Here is a 14,621-nt window from a genome sequence, read left to right on the forward strand (position 1 = left end):
TAGGCTGTCGCGAAAATGTAGACGCCACCGGTTGCAGGGTTAATTAAAAAGGCAGTCTGAACCATCGACTCACCGCATTATAAAGCCGATCTAAAAAGGACGGGGGAGGGAGGGTTCCTCCTTGGTTTTCCCATTTTTCAACCAAATGACGCCCTAAAGGTGTTAAACGAAAACTATCCGTAATGCCCTGTCCATCGACTTCACGGCGTAAAATACCGACTTGAATTAACCACATTAACCCACTGTCGATCGCCAATTCCGACAGGGGGCGTTTTGTGTAATCGTGTTCAACACCTTTTTGTCCTGCAATCGCTTGCAAGGAAACACTTTGCGATCGCATCGCTGCCAATAAAGGTAACTGGAAGGGTAAACACCGAATGGCTCGTTCTGCACGTTTGAGCGTGCTGGCAGAATATTGAATTGATTGAGTATCCAAAGGTTGAAGTGAAGTCATCGCAACGGTTGGTAAATGAACACCCTACTGACCGCTGGTTCGGTTTTTCTATCTTAAGCGGTTTCTATCAGATCCCGCCCCATCGTTTCTAACCAGTACGGTTCATTTCTGGGAAAATTGTAATCTATTGTAATATCTAGAGTTGGAAGTTTACTTTAGACCAACAGGATACAAAAACGATGGCTTTACAAGTTGGTATGGATGCTCCGGCCTTTACCGCCAAAGACAGTGATGGCAATACCATTTCTCTGTCCGATTTAGCGGGTAAAACTGTTGTGTTGTATTTTTACCCCAAAGACGACACCCCAGGCTGCACTAAACAAGCACAAAGCTTCCGGGACAACTACACCGAATACCAAGGCAAGGATATGGTTGTACTGGGTGTCAGCCGGGATAATGAAGCCTCCCATAAGCAATTTCAAGAAAAATATGGTCTACCTTTCCAGCTTCTAGCTGATACAGATGGAACCATTACCAAGGCTTACGATGTTGATGGAGGTGGTTATGCCAAGCGCGTTACCTACATCATCGACAGTAATGGCAAAATTGCTCATGTCGATGAGAAAGTCAATACAGCAAGCCACGCCCAAGATATCTTAGCGGCAATGGGCTAATTGACCCGAATTTCTAGCAGTTCTCAAGTTACGTCCGTGTACATCCGAATAACCTAACCCCCCACTCCTCACTAAAGCTCCGGTTCCCTACTAGGGTTGCGGGAGTAAGAATCAAAGCCTCTCTCAAGAGTAGGAGAGAGGTTTGGAGAGAGGTTAGGGTTTACCTGATCCAATCGAGAAAAGCTATACATATGTTGAGGGGTACGGTTGAACGTACCCCTACTTTTTAATCATTCATTTGGACAATCCGATTGATTAATTGCCCTGTGGGTTTTCCGGCTGATTGTTAGTGGCTGGATTTTCTAAAAGTTGCGGTTCTGGATTGCCAATGAGTGCGCGTTGTTGGCGCTTGAATGCTTCCGCCGCATTATTCAGATTTCGATTTTGCTCTTGGGAATACTCGCCCATATCGCGCGTACCTCCCAATTGAGACTGATGAATCATTTGAAAGATGTTGAAGTCGCCACCCCCCAAGTTTCCACCAAATGAATCTCTCTCATTTTGTCGAGACGAATCTGGGAAACTTTGAATATTGCCTGGTGCGGTTTGAGCCGAAGCCGCTTGAGGGAGAATCATTGAGGCGATGGCTAAGGTTGAAACGCCTACGCCAAGAGCTAATCGAGCGAAGCGCGTTGAGGCGAATGCTGAAACGAACGGGTTAGTGATCTTCATGGCGGTTTAGGGCAAATTATGCTAACTCAATCATGACATTTAAGAAATGCGGCGGCGCAGCAAAGGCTGAATTGCCACTAATATTACAGCATCAAAAACTAACAACACGAGCAGCGCTCCCCCAAAGGAAATGGACGCCCAAGGCGCTTGCATCACAATACTACCAAGTGACCAATCGCTGTGGTTATAGAGATAACGAATCGGTTCGATTGCATAACTCAGAGGATTGAGGCTTGCCACAATTTGCAACCATCCCGGCATAAAGGATAGAGGGGCAAGCGCGGTACTGGCAAACAGCAAGGGCAAGTTGGTGACAAAAATTACTGCAATTAATTCAATGTGTCCGGGTAGGGCAAATGCTAATCCCAAACTCAACGCTGTTACCCCGACCACTAACAACAGAACAATCAGGGTAATTACTGCCAATCCGACTGGACTAGGGAAACCCGCCCCTAAAAAGGCGCAAGTAATAATAATTGCCGCCGCTTGAATCAAACTCAGAGCAATAATATAGATCGCATTGGCGGCAACAATGGAGAACCGAGAAGCTAGAGGTGCCACCAGTAAGCGATTTAAGAAACCAAATTCTCGGTCAAACATCACTGGCAATCCAGCATTCAGTGCACCGGCGAAGACGGTGAATACCAATACACCCGCACCCAGGAACTTTCCATAAGAAAGACCCTCACCAAATAAGTTTTGCGGCGCGTTTTGAAACAATGCTCCAAATAGAATGAGCCACATTAAAGGCTGAACAATTCCGGCAATTAAGGTAGAAGGACGCCGCTGTAATTGAATGAATAGACGCTTGGTCAGCGCTAAAGTTTCTTGGATAAATTCACCCAACCCTGGCTTATCGCTAATTAAAGTTTGATTGGATAGGTCGGGTTGTAAGCTAATCTCGGATTTAGAAGGAGTAATGGTTCCGCTCATTTTATTTTTTATCTTTCCAAGAGATTTCAATTGTCTTTTGTACAGCAGGCATTTTATCGGCTATTTTGAGCTAAATCGACAGAATGCCTCGGTTCTACTACCGCATATTTTGTTTTTTCTCCACTTTGGGGTCGCGTGTCCCGGCAGCGGCGAGTTCTGCATCCATTAAGGTTCTACCCGTGGCAGCCAGGTAAACATCATCTAAACTGGGTCGGGATTGAGCAATGCCAAATGTGGGTAAACCCACGCCCTTCAAGGATTGCTGAATGCTCATTAAAGCATCACTTTGAGATTTGACGACCAAGTTGAGGGAGTTACCCTGAGCACTGTTGATAATAATCTCTTGCACAAAGGGTAGAGTTTGCAGCATATCTTTGGCTTTTTCGGCTTCTTCAATCGGGGAGAACTCGCGAATACGCAGGGTAATGCGATCGCCTCCGACTCGATCTTTCAACTGGGAAGGGGTTCCCTCGGCAATCACAATACCGCGATCGATAATGGCGACTCGATCTGCCAAGGCGTCAATTTCATCTAAATAGTGGCTGGTAATGACAACCGTGGTTCCCGCTTCCCGCAGTTTCCGCAATAAATCCCAAACCACATAGCGGCTTTCAATATCTAACCCGACGGTTGGTTCATCTAACACCAAAACTTCCGGTTGATGCAATAAACCCGCTGCTAAATCGAGGCGTCTTTTCAGTCCTCCAGAGTAAGTGCCTGTCTTTTTATCGGCATATTCCTCTAAACCCAACAGCGTTATCACTTCCGCAATCCGCTTTTTAGACACACTACCGGGGAGGTGATACAGTGCCGCTTGGAGTTGCAAAAGTTCCCGTCCCGTGAGCATTTTATCAAGGGCGACTTCCTGAGCGACATAACCGAGGCGTCGTCGTGCTGCCCTAGGGTTGTCAATGGCGGAGATGCCAGAAACTTCAATTTTACCCGCGTCGGGTGTACTCAGGGTACACAGGCAGCGAATGGTGGTGGTTTTCCCTGAACCATTGGGGCCAAGTAACCCAAACAATTCACCGGGTTCTACTTTAAAGGAGATGTCCTTGACGGCTTCGACATCGCCGTAGCGCTTTTGTAGATTTTGGACTAAAACAACGGCAGCCATAAGTATTCCTCTGCCTGGATAGGCTACACAAATCTAAACACTCTTTCTTTCTATCTTAAAGGTTTAGGGGTGGGAGGGCGGTAAGCGCAGCTATGCTGTCGGTGATGCCTTCGACAAGCTTGGCTAACTCAGATCTTCCGCCTCGCCGTGAACGCTTCGCGAACCGGCTGACAGCTTAAACCCGTTAAAACTGACATCTTGCATCAGTTGCAACAACCGCCAGTGGTTAAAACCACTGTCTCATAGCTCGCATTCGTCTTCATACGACTAGATAAAACTTTCAGTCCATTTCAATGGACTTGCTCTATGAGCCGTGGAATTAATTCCACGGCTGATTTTTGGGCTTACTGACAAAGATGCAAGATTTCAGCGGATTGGCGGGTAAAGTTGGCACTTGTACAAGAATTGAGATAACGTACTTCTCTAGTGGTCTGTCAAGGCAATTTTGACGAACAGTAGAAGTGTGTATGTACTAAGGCTCGGATTAAATTGAAGCGGCTCTATCCGTCAATTAGTTCTTGACAGACCACTAGGAACGTGGCGGTTGATGAGTTGTTGGCTCAAATGTTTAGTTTTTTGGAAACTGTCGGGTTGCAAGGAGTTGTTTTTCCATATCTACATCACTAAGCCTATCAAGTTCATAATGTTTGTCTTAATAGTTCATGGGGTGGGAGTAGATCTTATCCCCGATAAAGAGTTCGATAAAAAAGAAGCTGCTCTGTTTGCTGTTTCTTCAGACAAATGAATCTGTTTCAAATCAACTAAACTTTCCTTGATAAAAGAATCTCTAACAAGTAGGCTTTCTCCACTGTTGAACGGAGTTTCATAAAAAACTTCACGAATTCCTGCTGAAATAACTAGCTTTAAACAGGAAAGGCAAGGCTCTAACGTGACATAAATACTAGCCCCTTCAGTAGATATGCCATGTTTAGCAGCTTGCGCGATCGCATTGGCTTCAGCATGAACAGCACGGGATGGTAGGGTTTTGCTAGCGTCACAACTGCTTAAGCCAGGGTAACAGTATCCTTGTTCCGTACAATGAGCTGAGCCAGCAGGTGAACCGTTGTAACCAGTTGCCAAAATCTGCTTATTTTTAACAATTACTGCACCTACAGGGAAAGCTAGGCAGGTTGAGCGAGTTGCTGCTAGCTTTGCCAACATGAGAAAGTATTCATTCCATGTTGGTCTTTGAAATGATTCTTCTGTCATATTCCTGTTGAGCCGAATCCTCCCTTTCCTCGGTGAGTTTCATCTAATTCTTCTACATTTTTTATTTCCACCGATAAAATTGTTGTAATAACCATTTGTGCTATTTTCATTCCAACTTCAACACGAAAAGGTAATTTACCGTGATTAATCAAAATTACTCCAATTTCTCCTCGATAGCCTTGATCTATTGTCCCAGGAGTATTTAGTATTGTGACTTGATGTTTAAGAGCAAGACCACTACGTGGCCTAATCTGAGCCTCTGTTTCTGGAGGTAACTGAATACTAATACCAGTAGGGAGCAAGGCACTTTCACCAGGTTGAATAACAGTTTCTGAAGTTGAAAATAAGTCTAAGCCACTGTCACCTTGATGAGCATATCGTGGTAGTTGGGCTTTTTCACTGAGAAACTTAACTTTTAATATTTTATTCTCTAGTTTTCCTTCTTGCCTGAGGAGTTCTTTTAGGAGTTCTATGCTCTCCTGTTGTTGCCTAATGAGTTCCTCTTGTTGCCGCCAGGCATTTGTCAATTGATCTCCTAAAGAAGGCGGTACTACTTTTTCCTCCGTCATTCTTTGGAGGATTTCTACGATCATGTAACTACACTCTAGTTTAGACAGCAAATTTACACTTTATAATATAAAATACTTGACGATGTCAAGACCTTGCCTTAAATATTTACTAAGCATGATAAACTAAGCATGATAAAATTAATTACTTTAAAACCTTTCTCCAGGACAGAGATTATGCCATAAAAAACTACTTTTTTCAGTACTAAAGAAGTTACCGCCCAGGATTTTATATTTTTACAATATTTCTTTTGGATTGTTCGTTGTTGATTTGAGTCATAGACAAAACTTGAATGGAATGTTATAAAAACCTAATTTTTTGTAGCTTGGTTGATAAGTAAGTAGGTGCAGATATATGACCTGAAAAGGTAATTTTGTTGTTGGTGAATCTTAACTTAACATACTCAATTAAATTAGCTTAGCGGAAATGAGTTAGAGGCAATATGGAAAAGTTTTGTGTCGATGTAATTGCTGCAACGTCAAATCCCCAACAAGTAGTTTGGGCAGCAATGCATCAGGATTATTCAGAACAGTATGTTTGGGATAGCCACGAAAAATGGCCTGATGAGTCACGTTGTGGTGAACTGATTGTTAAGCATCTACTAGCGGGGGAAAGGGGACACTATGGCCCCATAGAACATCCACAAATTACTTTTAACGTTGGCTATTTTCCCCACTCAATGATGCAACAAGTTCGTACTCATCGTGTTGGTGTTAGTTTCGATGTACAGTCATTTCGTTATACAGGACAAAGAATTGTTAATGTTGCCGAAGGGAAGCAAAATGTAGAAGAAGTTTTCTACCTCCGTCCTGTTGGAAATTACACAAATCGCCAAGGTAAGCGTTATTTTTATTCAGAAGAACAACGTGCAGAAGATATGAAATGGTGCCTAGAAGCATGTCAGCACTACAAAAAACGAATTGAGGAAGGGTTATCAGAAGAACACGCCAGAGGCTTAATTCCTTTCGACGCGAGACAGCATTTTGTCCTTAGTTGCAATATGCGATCGCTGATGCATCTTCTCGACCTGAGATGGAAAAAAGATGCCCAACTAGAAGCTCAAAAATTTTGTGAACTGCTCTTTGTTCATTTTGAAAAATGGGCACCCGCTGTGGCACAATGGTATAAAGAAAACCGTGCCCAAAGAGCTAAATTATCTCCTTAATCAGGAAAATGCAAAAAAGCCCAGTCCTGTGACTGGGCTGCTGGAACTCGTTGCTCTACTCAGGAAAATCGGCGCTTAATTCTGACTTACGGGTCTAGGTGTTGTTTCCAATTGAGACACAGTTTCTTGGGGTAAAATCACGTTGTCGATCGCATGAATGACACCGTTACGGGCTTGAATGTCGGCTTGCGTTACTTTGGCATTGTTGATAGTAACTGTACCGTCTTTATCCGGTTGAATCCTACGGGTGTACCCGCTAGAGTGTCAACATTTCCGGGCTGGAGCTGGCTGCTAACAATGATTTTTCCCCCATGACGATGAGCAATGGTTCGTGCGATCGCCCCATAAATTCTTCCACCTTTGGTCTACGTCAAATCTTGCAGCCGTCCCATAACTTGCCTAAACTTGTCACGAATCCCCTTGGGAAATCTTCACTATAAATGTCGTACCACTTCCCACTTTGCTCTCCACAGAAATTTGCCCTCTGTGAAGTTCCAAACACTTTTTAACGACAGCCAGTCCCAGCCCCGTGCCAACAATATTGCCAACATTTTTGCTGCGATAGAAAGGCTCATACAGCGCCTGTATGTCTTCTTTGGGAATTCCAATGCCTTCATCTTTGACCTGAAAAATTACGGCTTGGGGGTCGCCACTTAAAATGAGATGAATATTGCCTCCTTCTGGCGAATACTTGATGGCATTCGAGAGCAAATTTCCCAGAATCGAATACAGTAACTTTTCATCTAGTAAGGCATGGGCACAGTCACCTTTGCTGACAAATTTAATCGAATGTCGTGGTTCGCTATCTAAGTTGATATCCTCTACTAAATTTAGACAGAATGATTCTAAATCCAAAAGCTCTGGACGACACTCCAGCTTTCCGGCCTCGGCTCTAGTTAAGGTTAAGATATCTGTCAATAATTGGGTCATTAACCTAGCTGATGATTGAATGCGGTGCAGGTTCTTCTGTTTTTTATATTCACTCCAGGGTTGCTGGCTTTCTGCTAATATTTGTGATGAACCCAAAATCAAGCTTAAAGGCGTGCGAAATTCGTGAGAAACCATTGAAAAAAAGCGCAGTTTGAGGTCACTGAGTTCTTTTTCTTGCGCTAACTTATGCTGATGAGCTGGGAGCATCCCAATTTTGCAAGAAGGCAAGAGAACGGGAAGTTTATTCGCGATTTTTACTCGCGAATAAAGGCCGACTAGGCGGATGTTGCCCTAACTGCGACAATTTAATTAGTTAGGGAGCCTCTTTATGACAATGACACCAGAAGACAAAAAACTTTTAGCCGACCATATCAAGGCGATAGCTAAAATTCTCTATAAAAATACTCCACAAGAGAAAATTGAGACGTTAGAGGGGTATTGAAACAGCGGTGCGCGACCAAGTGCTAGAACATGTCAGCCCCCAAATAACCTTTTTTTTATCGGAGAAAAGACGGGAACAGAATCGGGACGCATCCGAACGATAAGAAGTTGTGTGGGTCGGATAAAAATCACTCAAAAACAAGCGTCACGTTTAGGAATTGAGCCGTATCGACGGTTAAGTCCTCTTCTGGAAAAATGCTGTTTATTACTTGCAGCAAATGAATCATTTCAAGATGCAGAGAATGACCTGAAAGTCTTGACCGGGGTAGAAGTAGGTCACAGCACTCATCATCGCCAAGCCCAGAAAGTAGAGCTATCGCCACCTAATATTAAACAAAAACTGACAGAAGTTTGTCTCGATGGTGGGAAAGTGCGTTTACGCTCACAGGAAAAAGGTAAACCCGCCTACTGGAAGGAGTATAAAACCGGACGACTACAAGGAATATATTACGGAGCCTTCTTTCAAGATAATTTTTCTCTAATTAATTGGGTGAACAGCCAAAACCTGGCTCGAACCATTTATTGCTTGGGTGATGGACACGATGGGGTGTGGAACCTATTTGCACAAATAGCCGACGACCAGACCCGACAAGAAATTCTTGACTGGTATCATTTGAAAGAGAACCTCTATAAAATTCAGGCATCGAAAAAGTTTTTAGAACAAATCGAAGCAGATTTGTGGCAAGGAGTGGTCGAAGAAGCGATTAGTAAACTCCGGAAAACTAACTATGTCGGGGCTACTAACTTTATAAGTTATCTACGTAAACATAGGCATCGCTTAGTCAATTATATGTACTTTCAAGCCGAACAATTAAGTTCGATTGCTTCGGGAGCTGTAGAGTCTGCGGTCAAACAGATAGACAAGCGGCTACAAATAGTCGGCGCTCAATGGAAGTCCCAAAATTTACCGCAAATGCTGCAACTGCGGTGCGCTTATCTGAATCGACAGCTTGCTCCAAGCGCTTAAAAAACCCAAAAACAGTATGAAAAGAAGCACGCTGCTTTTTTTCGCGAGTTACAATCGCGAATAATTAGGATTTATCTTTATGCCTCGAAAGACTTCCAAGGATATTGAGCGAGATAAACTCGCTCGATTTGAGCGTATTAAAAAGGCGATAGCAGCGTTAGAAAAACAACAAAGACAAATATTAAAACAGGGTGAGCTGGCTCCATCCGGGGCTTGGGTAGCGCGTTATCAAGTTCGGCAAAATAATAAGAAATATTGGTACTACAAATTACAAGTGCCGACTCCATACTTCCCATGCGCGACCTCCGAAGAGTTGAGTAAATACAAGCATCTGGGGAAAGCTGGTACTACTGACCATATAGATGCTGTCATGTCTGTTTTTAGGCGTTCTGTTATCGATGAGATACAGAAGCTCATCCGTTCCCTAGATGATTGCTTGCTGGATATTACTTCTGGAGCCGAGCAGGAGGAAGAAAAACCGCAGGATTGAATCTCCCGAAGTATTCGCGATTATTACTCGCGAATAATGGCTGTCCCTTTATTTTTGCACAATTGGGATGCTCCCGATGAGCTTCGGCATTTTGACGTTTAACCATTTGTTGATAGAGTAATACATACACCCCAAAAAGAATTGCAAAACTCAAGAATGTGCCAATTTATTCTATCAGCATTCTGTGGCTAATACTAGTTTGAGACTTGCTGACTCTTTGTTCCAGTAATTGTTCTTCTTCGCGTTGCATTTGAGTAATAATGTGGCGAATCTCATACTGAAGTTTATTGTTTTTATCGACTAGTGAAGTTTGAGCCGATATTGTTTATTTTCCTTGTTGGTAAAGGTTAATAGATTGCTCGAATAGAGCTAATCTTTGAGCAATTAGAGATTCGAGAATTGAGAGTCGTTGTTGTTGGCTAGGGCTATTGGCAAGCCGTTGCCGCAGTTGAGTGAGTTTGGGTTCAATACTTTGAATCGCTCTGTGATAACGCTCTAGCTCTGGCTCACTTCCATATAGAACGTAACCCCGTCGTCCGGATTCAGCATCGGTTAATGTTGCGAAGACATTGATCAGGTTATTGACTACTTTATGGGTATGTTCTAACTTCTCGGCGCTCTCCGTTAATTGAGTTGCATTGCGGTAGGAAACGAAGTTGACAAAACCCATCAGTAGTAATGCCAGACTCAACCCGACTGCATTCAATTTTCCTTCGAGTGACCATTTCATGAAAAACTCAGTTGAGGAATTATGGCAAAAAGGAGATGTTACTCCAGCAAGCAACCCTCAAACTACTAGAAGCAGTTTTGGATTTCTTTGGCAGATTTGCAGGAGAAGACGCTAGAGGAGTATTTGCCGCAAAGGTGGCTGAAGAACGCTTTGGAGGTGGTGCGCGTTACTTCAGAACAGGAAAACGCCCTAGTGGAGTTGTTCAATAAGGAGTGGCTGTTTTTGGATGGCGTTGATGAGATTGCAGAGGGTTTCGTAGGGGTAGGGGCGCAAGGCCTTGCGCCCCTAAAGATGATCACATCTCAACTGGAAGGGTGGGTTGCAAAGGCACGGGTTGTGCTGAGTTGTCAGTTGAATGTTTGGGAAACCAATCTATAGCTGGTTCTATATCTGCCGCTACATGAGCCTGACAAGCACTACTTCCTCTCCGATTTCTGCCCGATTTCTGCCCGATTTTTCAATTTTTTTATAGAAGAGTAGCTTCTTCAGCATCAGTCATGTTTTACACTCACAAGCCTAACCAAGATTAGCCAGCTAACTTTAGGCAGATGTGCAGTTTTTTACTTTCTATTATTATCAACTCAATTGACGAGAGCAACGAAGGCGTATGAATTCTGAACCAGTATCAACGGCGTGGGGGAAAATACAGGCGATGACCAACAGCCTGATTCTCCTACTGCCAAATTTGGTACTCGCCTTAATCGTCTTTGCCGTCTTTTGGTTTGCGGCTAGAGCATTCAAGTCCCTAGTCAGACGCCTGACCCGCAGGCATCGACAGGCGAGGAATCTGGGACTGGTACTCGGACGTTTGTCGCAAGGCGTTGTTATTTTAGTCGGTTTATTTGTTGCCTTATCCATTGTCATCCCGTCATTCAAGGTAGGGGATTTAGTTCAACTGTTGGGCATTAGTGGTGTAGCTTTTGGCTTCGCCTTTCGGGACATTCTCCAAAACTTTCTAGCGGGTATCTTAATTCTCTTAACCGAACCGTTCCAGATAGATGACCAAATTGTTTTCAAAAGCTTTGAGGGAACGGTTGAAGATATTCAGACTCGTGCCACAACCATTAGGACATACGATGGTCGTCGTGTTGTGATCCCGAATGCTGAGTTATTTACAAACTCGGTAACCGTTAACACCGCTTGGGACAACCGCCGACTACAGTATGACGTTGGCATCGGTTATGGCGATGACATTGACCGTGCCAAGCAACTCATTATGGAAGCGGTTGCCAATTTAGAGGTGGTTTTGAGGGAGCCTGCCCCAGATGTGTTGGTGATGGAGTTGGCTGAAAGTACAGTGAACATTCGCGTGCGCTGGTGGATTAGTCCGCCGCGACGTGCTGATGCTCTCGATACACGGGATCAGGTTCTCGCTGCTATCAAGAACAAGCTGACTGCTAACGGCATTGATTTGCCCTTCCCGACGCAGCAAATCTTGTTCCACGACCAAACCGAAGAGACAGATGGTAACCGTTCGCGTCAGCGTGAAGGATGGCCTGCTGGGAACAAGGCAGTACCGAACTCACGCAGCATCAGCGGTTCATTGAGACAACTGGTTGAGATGCGGACGCAAAGAGATGGGAACGGGAACGGATGAATCAGTCTCTAAGATGGGTATCGTGGGATTGACAAAAATGCAGGTAATGTGATATGCGCCAACTACTGGTTCAAGTTCCACGGGGATGTGGGAAAAATGTCCTTGATATCGCCAAAGCTTGTGACGGGCAGAATCTCGTCCACTTTGAAGCGACTGGCAGAGAAAAACCCCTGGATGTGGTAATCGTTCACGTCCCCAACCAGAAAGTTGAAAAACTTCTGGGAGAGTTAGAATCGCTTCCGGAACTCCACGTTACATTAATTCCGCGTGGAGTCATCGCTCTAGAGCCACCAGCGTCTGAGGCACCCCAGCAGGTCAAAAACGTGCAGCCTCGCAGCCCCATCGAGATATTCCTCGCTGGTTTGCAAAGTGTCGGTTCGTGGAAAGGCTTTTTAGGATATGCAGTGGCTGGGGGGATCGTGGTTTGGAGCGGCTTGTTCACGAATACCAGCTATCTTTTGGTCGCGGCTATGCTGATTGCACCGTTTGCCGGACCTGCCATGAACACAGCGATCGCAACAGCGCGGGGCGACGCACACTTGCTCCAACGTACTCTCTTACGATACTTCGCAGCCCTTGCAGTGACAATCCTAGTGGCATGGGCGCTCTCGCTTATCTTACAGCAAGAAGTTGTAACCGCCTCCATGAGTTCCACGAGTAACGTGTCGTCGGTGGCAGTGCTGCTTCCCCTCATTGCCGGAGCAGCAGGCGCTTTGAACCTCGTGCAATCGGAAAGAAGTAGCCTGGTGTCGGGTGCCGCCGTGGGGATGCTAGTTGCCGCTTCGCTGGCACCGCCTGCGGGAGTGGTGGGCATGGCAAGTGCAATGGGTCGATGGGACATGGCTGTGAACGGCTTGTTCGTGCTGTTGCTGCAACTGGTCGGCATCAATTTGTCTGCTTCTATTGTGTTCCGTATGTACGGTCTATCTGCGCGTGGAGCGCGTTACGATCGCGGAAAAAAATCGGTTTTTCCCGCCGCCCTTGCCGTCACGATCTTGGCGCTGGGAGGCTTACTGACTTGGCAGTTTTCTAGCTCTCCAGAACTTCAGCGTAGCAGCCGTTCGCAACGAGCCAATGCTGAAATCCAGAAGGTGGTGAACAGTAGTAATCTCGCACAACTGGTAGAAGCTGATGTTCGTTTTCCCAGCCCTAATATTAAAGGTCAGAACACGCTGCTGGGTACTGTTTACGTCCAGCGCAAAGCAGGTGTTACCGAGCCAGATCAACAAATCCGCGATCGCTTAACCAAGGATATTCAAACTCACTTACTCCAACAAGGTTTTAACGTCACACCTTTAGTTGATGTCAGCGTCCTTGAGGCACCCAATATCCCATGAAAAAAGTCAAGCTGCAAAGATTGTGGGATTCACTCCACTCTAGCTACTGGTTCGTACCCACACTAATGGCAGCCGTAGCGGTTGCGTTGGCGTTTACGATGCTGACGCTGGACCGAATGGGCAAGATTGGGCCGCTAGAGAAGTGGGGCTGGATTTACACGGGTGGCCCAGACGGGGCGCGAGCGGTGCTTTCAGCCGTTGTGGGTTCGATGGTGAGTGTTACCGCTACATCCTTCTCAATTGCGATCGTTGCACTCCAGCTTGCCTCTTCAAATTTTGGTCCGCGACTGCTGCGTAATTTTATGCAGGATACCGGCAATCAAATCGTCCTTGGCACCTTTATTTCCACCTTCATCTACGGCTTGCTTGTCTTGCGGACTGTCCGGGGAGAGGACTACGACATATTTGTGCCGGAGATCTCGATTACGGTGGGTATCTTGCTGGCGCTGATTAGTATCGGCGTACTGATTTACTTTATCGATCACGCATCCACTATCATTCAGGCATCGCACATCATTTCTGAAGTGAGTACCGATTTACACCGTGCGATCGAGCGGCTGTTTCCAGAAAAAATTGGGCATAGCGTGTCCCAAGCCAAGCATCAGGTGGGAGACATCCCAGCGTCGTTTGACTCGGAAGCTTGCCTCATTCAAGCAACTGGCAGGGGTTATCTTCAAGCCATTAATGAAGAAGAATTGATGAAGCTTGCCTGCAAGCACGATCTCTTGTTATACGTCAAGCCTCGACCCGGAAAGTTTGTGATACAGGGCACCGATTTGGTCAGGGTGTTGCCTGAAGAACGGGTCGATCGGAAACTCGCCGAGCAGATCGAAAAGGCTTTTATTCTAGGCAAGGAACGGACTGAGCAGCAGGATATTGAGTTTCCGATCGATCAGTTGGTGGAAATTGCTCTGCGTGCCCTCTCTCCTGGAATAAACGACCCGTTCACCGCAATTCGGTGTATTGACCGACTCAGTGCCGGACTATCCCGCCTCGCTCAAAGGGATTTCCCCTCTCCCTACCGCTACGATGAGGACGACCATCTGCGCGTGATTGCCAACCCAGTCACGTTCCCCCAACTCACTAACACAGCCTTTAACCAGATTCGACGGTATGGGAAAAGAGACGTGGCGGTAACGATTCGTTTGCTAGAAGCGATCGCACGCATTGCTCCTTACACCAGCAACAAGAAAGATCAAGCCGCGTTGCTACGTCATGCCCAGATGATCGAGCGAGGTAGCCGTGAGGAAGTGGCGGAGGAGTGTGATCGCGCTTGTGTTGAGGAGCGATACTGGGCAGTCGTTAAAGCCTTAGAGCGTTCAGAAGTCAAAAGTCAAAAGTCAAAAGTCAAAAGTGATGGTGAGTACTAACCCATCGAGAGTAAGGAGGTAAGAGAAA

General features: G+C 45.5%; 16 protein-coding genes and 2 pseudogenes. 9 read left to right on the forward strand and 9 right to left on the reverse strand.

Going from position 1 to position 14,621, the window contains the following annotated elements:
• Positions 1 to 43: 43 nt before the first annotated feature.
• Entirely contained in the window at positions 44 to 454 is a 411-nt protein-coding gene (locus MIC7113_RS22235) for an Npun_F0494 family protein (RefSeq protein WP_015184440.1), read from the reverse strand.
• A 179-nt stretch (positions 455 to 633) separates the two neighbouring features.
• Between MIC7113_RS22235 and MIC7113_RS22240 the strand changes: the two genes are divergently transcribed.
• Positions 634 to 1,068: a peroxiredoxin gene (locus MIC7113_RS22240; RefSeq protein WP_015184441.1), complete on the forward strand. Its 435-nt coding sequence runs from the start codon at positions 634 to 636 to the stop codon at positions 1,066 to 1,068.
• Positions 1,069 to 1,323: 255 nt separating this feature from the next.
• On the opposite strand, the gene MIC7113_RS33725 is transcribed toward MIC7113_RS22240, so the two are convergent.
• The 5 genes from MIC7113_RS33725 to dut form a co-directional block, all read right to left on the reverse strand.
• The gene (locus MIC7113_RS33725) at positions 1,324 to 1,740 is read right to left on the reverse strand and encodes a hypothetical protein (RefSeq protein ID WP_015184442.1); all 417 of its coding nucleotides are present in this window, start codon (positions 1,738 to 1,740) and stop codon (positions 1,324 to 1,326) included.
• A gap of 39 nt (positions 1,741 to 1,779) precedes the next feature.
• Complete coding sequence (locus tag MIC7113_RS22250; RefSeq protein WP_015184443.1) at positions 1,780 to 2,673, reverse strand: ABC transporter permease; 894 nt, start codon at positions 2,671 to 2,673, stop codon at positions 1,780 to 1,782.
• Between the two features lie 97 nt (positions 2,674 to 2,770).
• Positions 2,771 to 3,790 (reverse strand): daunorubicin resistance protein DrrA family ABC transporter ATP-binding protein, encoded by a 1,020-nt coding sequence (locus tag MIC7113_RS22255; RefSeq protein WP_015184444.1) that lies wholly within the window; start codon positions 3,788 to 3,790, stop codon positions 2,771 to 2,773.
• A gap of 660 nt (positions 3,791 to 4,450) precedes the next feature.
• Complete coding sequence (locus tag MIC7113_RS22260; RefSeq protein WP_015184446.1) at positions 4,451 to 4,999, reverse strand: deoxycytidylate deaminase; 549 nt, start codon at positions 4,997 to 4,999, stop codon at positions 4,451 to 4,453.
• Positions 4,996 to 5,472 carry a dUTP diphosphatase gene (gene dut, locus MIC7113_RS22265; protein ID WP_051055940.1) on the reverse strand — a complete coding sequence of 159 codons (477 nt, stop codon included), beginning with the start codon at positions 5,470 to 5,472 and terminating at the stop codon, positions 4,996 to 4,998. The genes MIC7113_RS22260 and dut overlap by 4 nt, the downstream gene beginning before the upstream one ends.
• Before the next feature lie 536 nt (positions 5,473 to 6,008).
• Here dut and thyX point away from each other — a divergent pair.
• The gene (gene thyX, locus MIC7113_RS22270; RefSeq protein WP_015184448.1) at positions 6,009 to 6,731 is read left to right on the forward strand and encodes an FAD-dependent thymidylate synthase; all 723 of its coding nucleotides are present in this window, start codon (positions 6,009 to 6,011) and stop codon (positions 6,729 to 6,731) included.
• A gap of 75 nt (positions 6,732 to 6,806) precedes the next feature.
• Here thyX and MIC7113_RS39080 read toward each other — a convergent pair whose 3' ends face one another.
• Positions 6,807 to 6,941: a fasciclin domain-containing protein gene (locus MIC7113_RS39080; protein ID WP_226883710.1), complete on the reverse strand. Its 135-nt coding sequence runs from the start codon at positions 6,939 to 6,941 to the stop codon at positions 6,807 to 6,809.
• Between MIC7113_RS39080 and MIC7113_RS38255 the strand changes: the two genes are divergently transcribed.
• On the forward strand, positions 6,885 to 7,046 hold the full coding sequence (locus tag MIC7113_RS38255) for a hypothetical protein (protein WP_226883500.1): 162 nt from the start codon (positions 6,885 to 6,887) through the stop codon (positions 7,044 to 7,046). The genes MIC7113_RS39080 and MIC7113_RS38255 overlap by 57 nt on opposite strands.
• 93 nt (positions 7,047 to 7,139) lie before the next feature.
• Here the strand turns inward: MIC7113_RS38255 and MIC7113_RS22275 are convergent.
• A pseudogene (locus MIC7113_RS22275) lies at positions 7,140 to 7,859 on the reverse strand (sensor histidine kinase); the annotation flags it as partial.
• 130 nt (positions 7,860 to 7,989) lie between these two features.
• Here MIC7113_RS22275 and MIC7113_RS22285 point away from each other — a divergent pair.
• Positions 7,990 to 9,069 (forward strand): annotated as a pseudogene (locus MIC7113_RS22285) (ISKra4-like element ISMic1 family transposase).
• A gap of 79 nt (positions 9,070 to 9,148) precedes the next feature.
• Positions 9,149 to 9,559 carry a hypothetical protein gene (locus MIC7113_RS22290; RefSeq protein ID WP_015180238.1) on the forward strand — a complete coding sequence of 137 codons (411 nt, stop codon included), beginning with the start codon at positions 9,149 to 9,151 and terminating at the stop codon, positions 9,557 to 9,559.
• Between the two features lie 325 nt (positions 9,560 to 9,884).
• Here the strand turns inward: MIC7113_RS22290 and MIC7113_RS33730 are convergent, their stop codons facing one another.
• Entirely contained in the window at positions 9,885 to 10,289 is a 405-nt protein-coding gene (locus tag MIC7113_RS33730) for a CHASE3 domain-containing protein (RefSeq protein ID WP_051055776.1), read from the reverse strand.
• A 35-nt stretch (positions 10,290 to 10,324) separates the two neighbouring features.
• On the opposite strand from MIC7113_RS33730, the gene MIC7113_RS36755 reads away from it, so the two are divergent.
• The 4 genes from MIC7113_RS36755 (at position 10,325) to MIC7113_RS22315 (ending at position 14,593) form a co-directional block, all read left to right on the forward strand.
• Positions 10,325 to 10,498, forward strand: coding sequence for a hypothetical protein (locus MIC7113_RS36755; RefSeq protein ID WP_155898075.1), 174 nt, complete (start codon positions 10,325 to 10,327; stop codon positions 10,496 to 10,498).
• 398 nt (positions 10,499 to 10,896) lie between these two features.
• A complete protein-coding gene (locus MIC7113_RS22305; protein WP_015184449.1) occupies positions 10,897 to 11,886 on the forward strand; it encodes a mechanosensitive ion channel family protein in 990 nt (329 codons plus the stop codon).
• A 53-nt stretch (positions 11,887 to 11,939) separates the two neighbouring features.
• Complete coding sequence (locus MIC7113_RS22310; RefSeq protein WP_015184450.1) at positions 11,940 to 13,223, forward strand: DUF389 domain-containing protein; 1,284 nt, start codon at positions 11,940 to 11,942, stop codon at positions 13,221 to 13,223.
• Positions 13,220 to 14,593, forward strand: coding sequence for a DUF2254 domain-containing protein (locus tag MIC7113_RS22315; protein ID WP_015184451.1), 1,374 nt, complete (start codon positions 13,220 to 13,222; stop codon positions 14,591 to 14,593). Before MIC7113_RS22310 ends, MIC7113_RS22315 begins: the two co-directional genes overlap by 4 nt.
• The last annotated feature ends 28 nt before the right edge of the window (positions 14,594 to 14,621 follow it).

Source organism: Allocoleopsis franciscana PCC 7113 (assembly GCF_000317515.1).
Classification (GTDB): domain Bacteria; phylum Cyanobacteriota; class Cyanobacteriia; order Cyanobacteriales; family Coleofasciculaceae; genus Allocoleopsis; species Allocoleopsis franciscana.

What these genes read in the sequence shown, in the direction of transcription:
- MIC7113_RS22240 (WP_015184441.1), top strand. Translation starts at nt 634, where the DNA reads ATGGCTTTACAAGTTGGTATGGATGCTCCGGCCTTTACCGCCAAAGAC.
- MIC7113_RS22315 (WP_015184451.1), top strand. Translation starts at nt 13,220, where the DNA reads ATGAAAAAAGTCAAGCTGCAAAGATTGTGGGATTCACTCCACTCTAGC.
- MIC7113_RS22235 (WP_015184440.1), bottom strand. Translation starts at nt 454, where the DNA reads ATGACTTCACTTCAACCTTTGGATACTCAATCAATTCAATATTCTGCC.
- MIC7113_RS33725 (WP_015184442.1), bottom strand. Translation starts at nt 1,740, where the DNA reads ATGAAGATCACTAACCCGTTCGTTTCAGCATTCGCCTCAACGCGCTTC.
- MIC7113_RS22290 (WP_015180238.1), top strand. Translation starts at nt 9,149, where the DNA reads ATGCCTCGAAAGACTTCCAAGGATATTGAGCGAGATAAACTCGCTCGA.
- MIC7113_RS22250 (WP_015184443.1), bottom strand. Translation starts at nt 2,673, where the DNA reads ATGAGCGGAACCATTACTCCTTCTAAATCCGAGATTAGCTTACAACCC.
- MIC7113_RS22260 (WP_015184446.1), bottom strand. Translation starts at nt 4,999, where the DNA reads ATGACAGAAGAATCATTTCAAAGACCAACATGGAATGAATACTTTCTC.
- MIC7113_RS22310 (WP_015184450.1), top strand. Translation starts at nt 11,940, where the DNA reads ATGCGCCAACTACTGGTTCAAGTTCCACGGGGATGTGGGAAAAATGTC.
- MIC7113_RS22255 (WP_015184444.1), bottom strand. Translation starts at nt 3,790, where the DNA reads ATGGCTGCCGTTGTTTTAGTCCAAAATCTACAAAAGCGCTACGGCGAT.
- MIC7113_RS33730 (WP_051055776.1), bottom strand. Translation starts at nt 10,289, where the DNA reads ATGAAATGGTCACTCGAAGGAAAATTGAATGCAGTCGGGTTGAGTCTG.
- MIC7113_RS38255 (WP_226883500.1), top strand. Translation starts at nt 6,885, where the DNA reads ATGAATGACACCGTTACGGGCTTGAATGTCGGCTTGCGTTACTTTGGC.
- thyX (WP_015184448.1), top strand. Translation starts at nt 6,009, where the DNA reads ATGGAAAAGTTTTGTGTCGATGTAATTGCTGCAACGTCAAATCCCCAA.
- MIC7113_RS22305 (WP_015184449.1), top strand. Translation starts at nt 10,897, where the DNA reads ATGAATTCTGAACCAGTATCAACGGCGTGGGGGAAAATACAGGCGATG.
- MIC7113_RS36755 (WP_155898075.1), top strand. Translation starts at nt 10,325, where the DNA reads ATGTTACTCCAGCAAGCAACCCTCAAACTACTAGAAGCAGTTTTGGAT.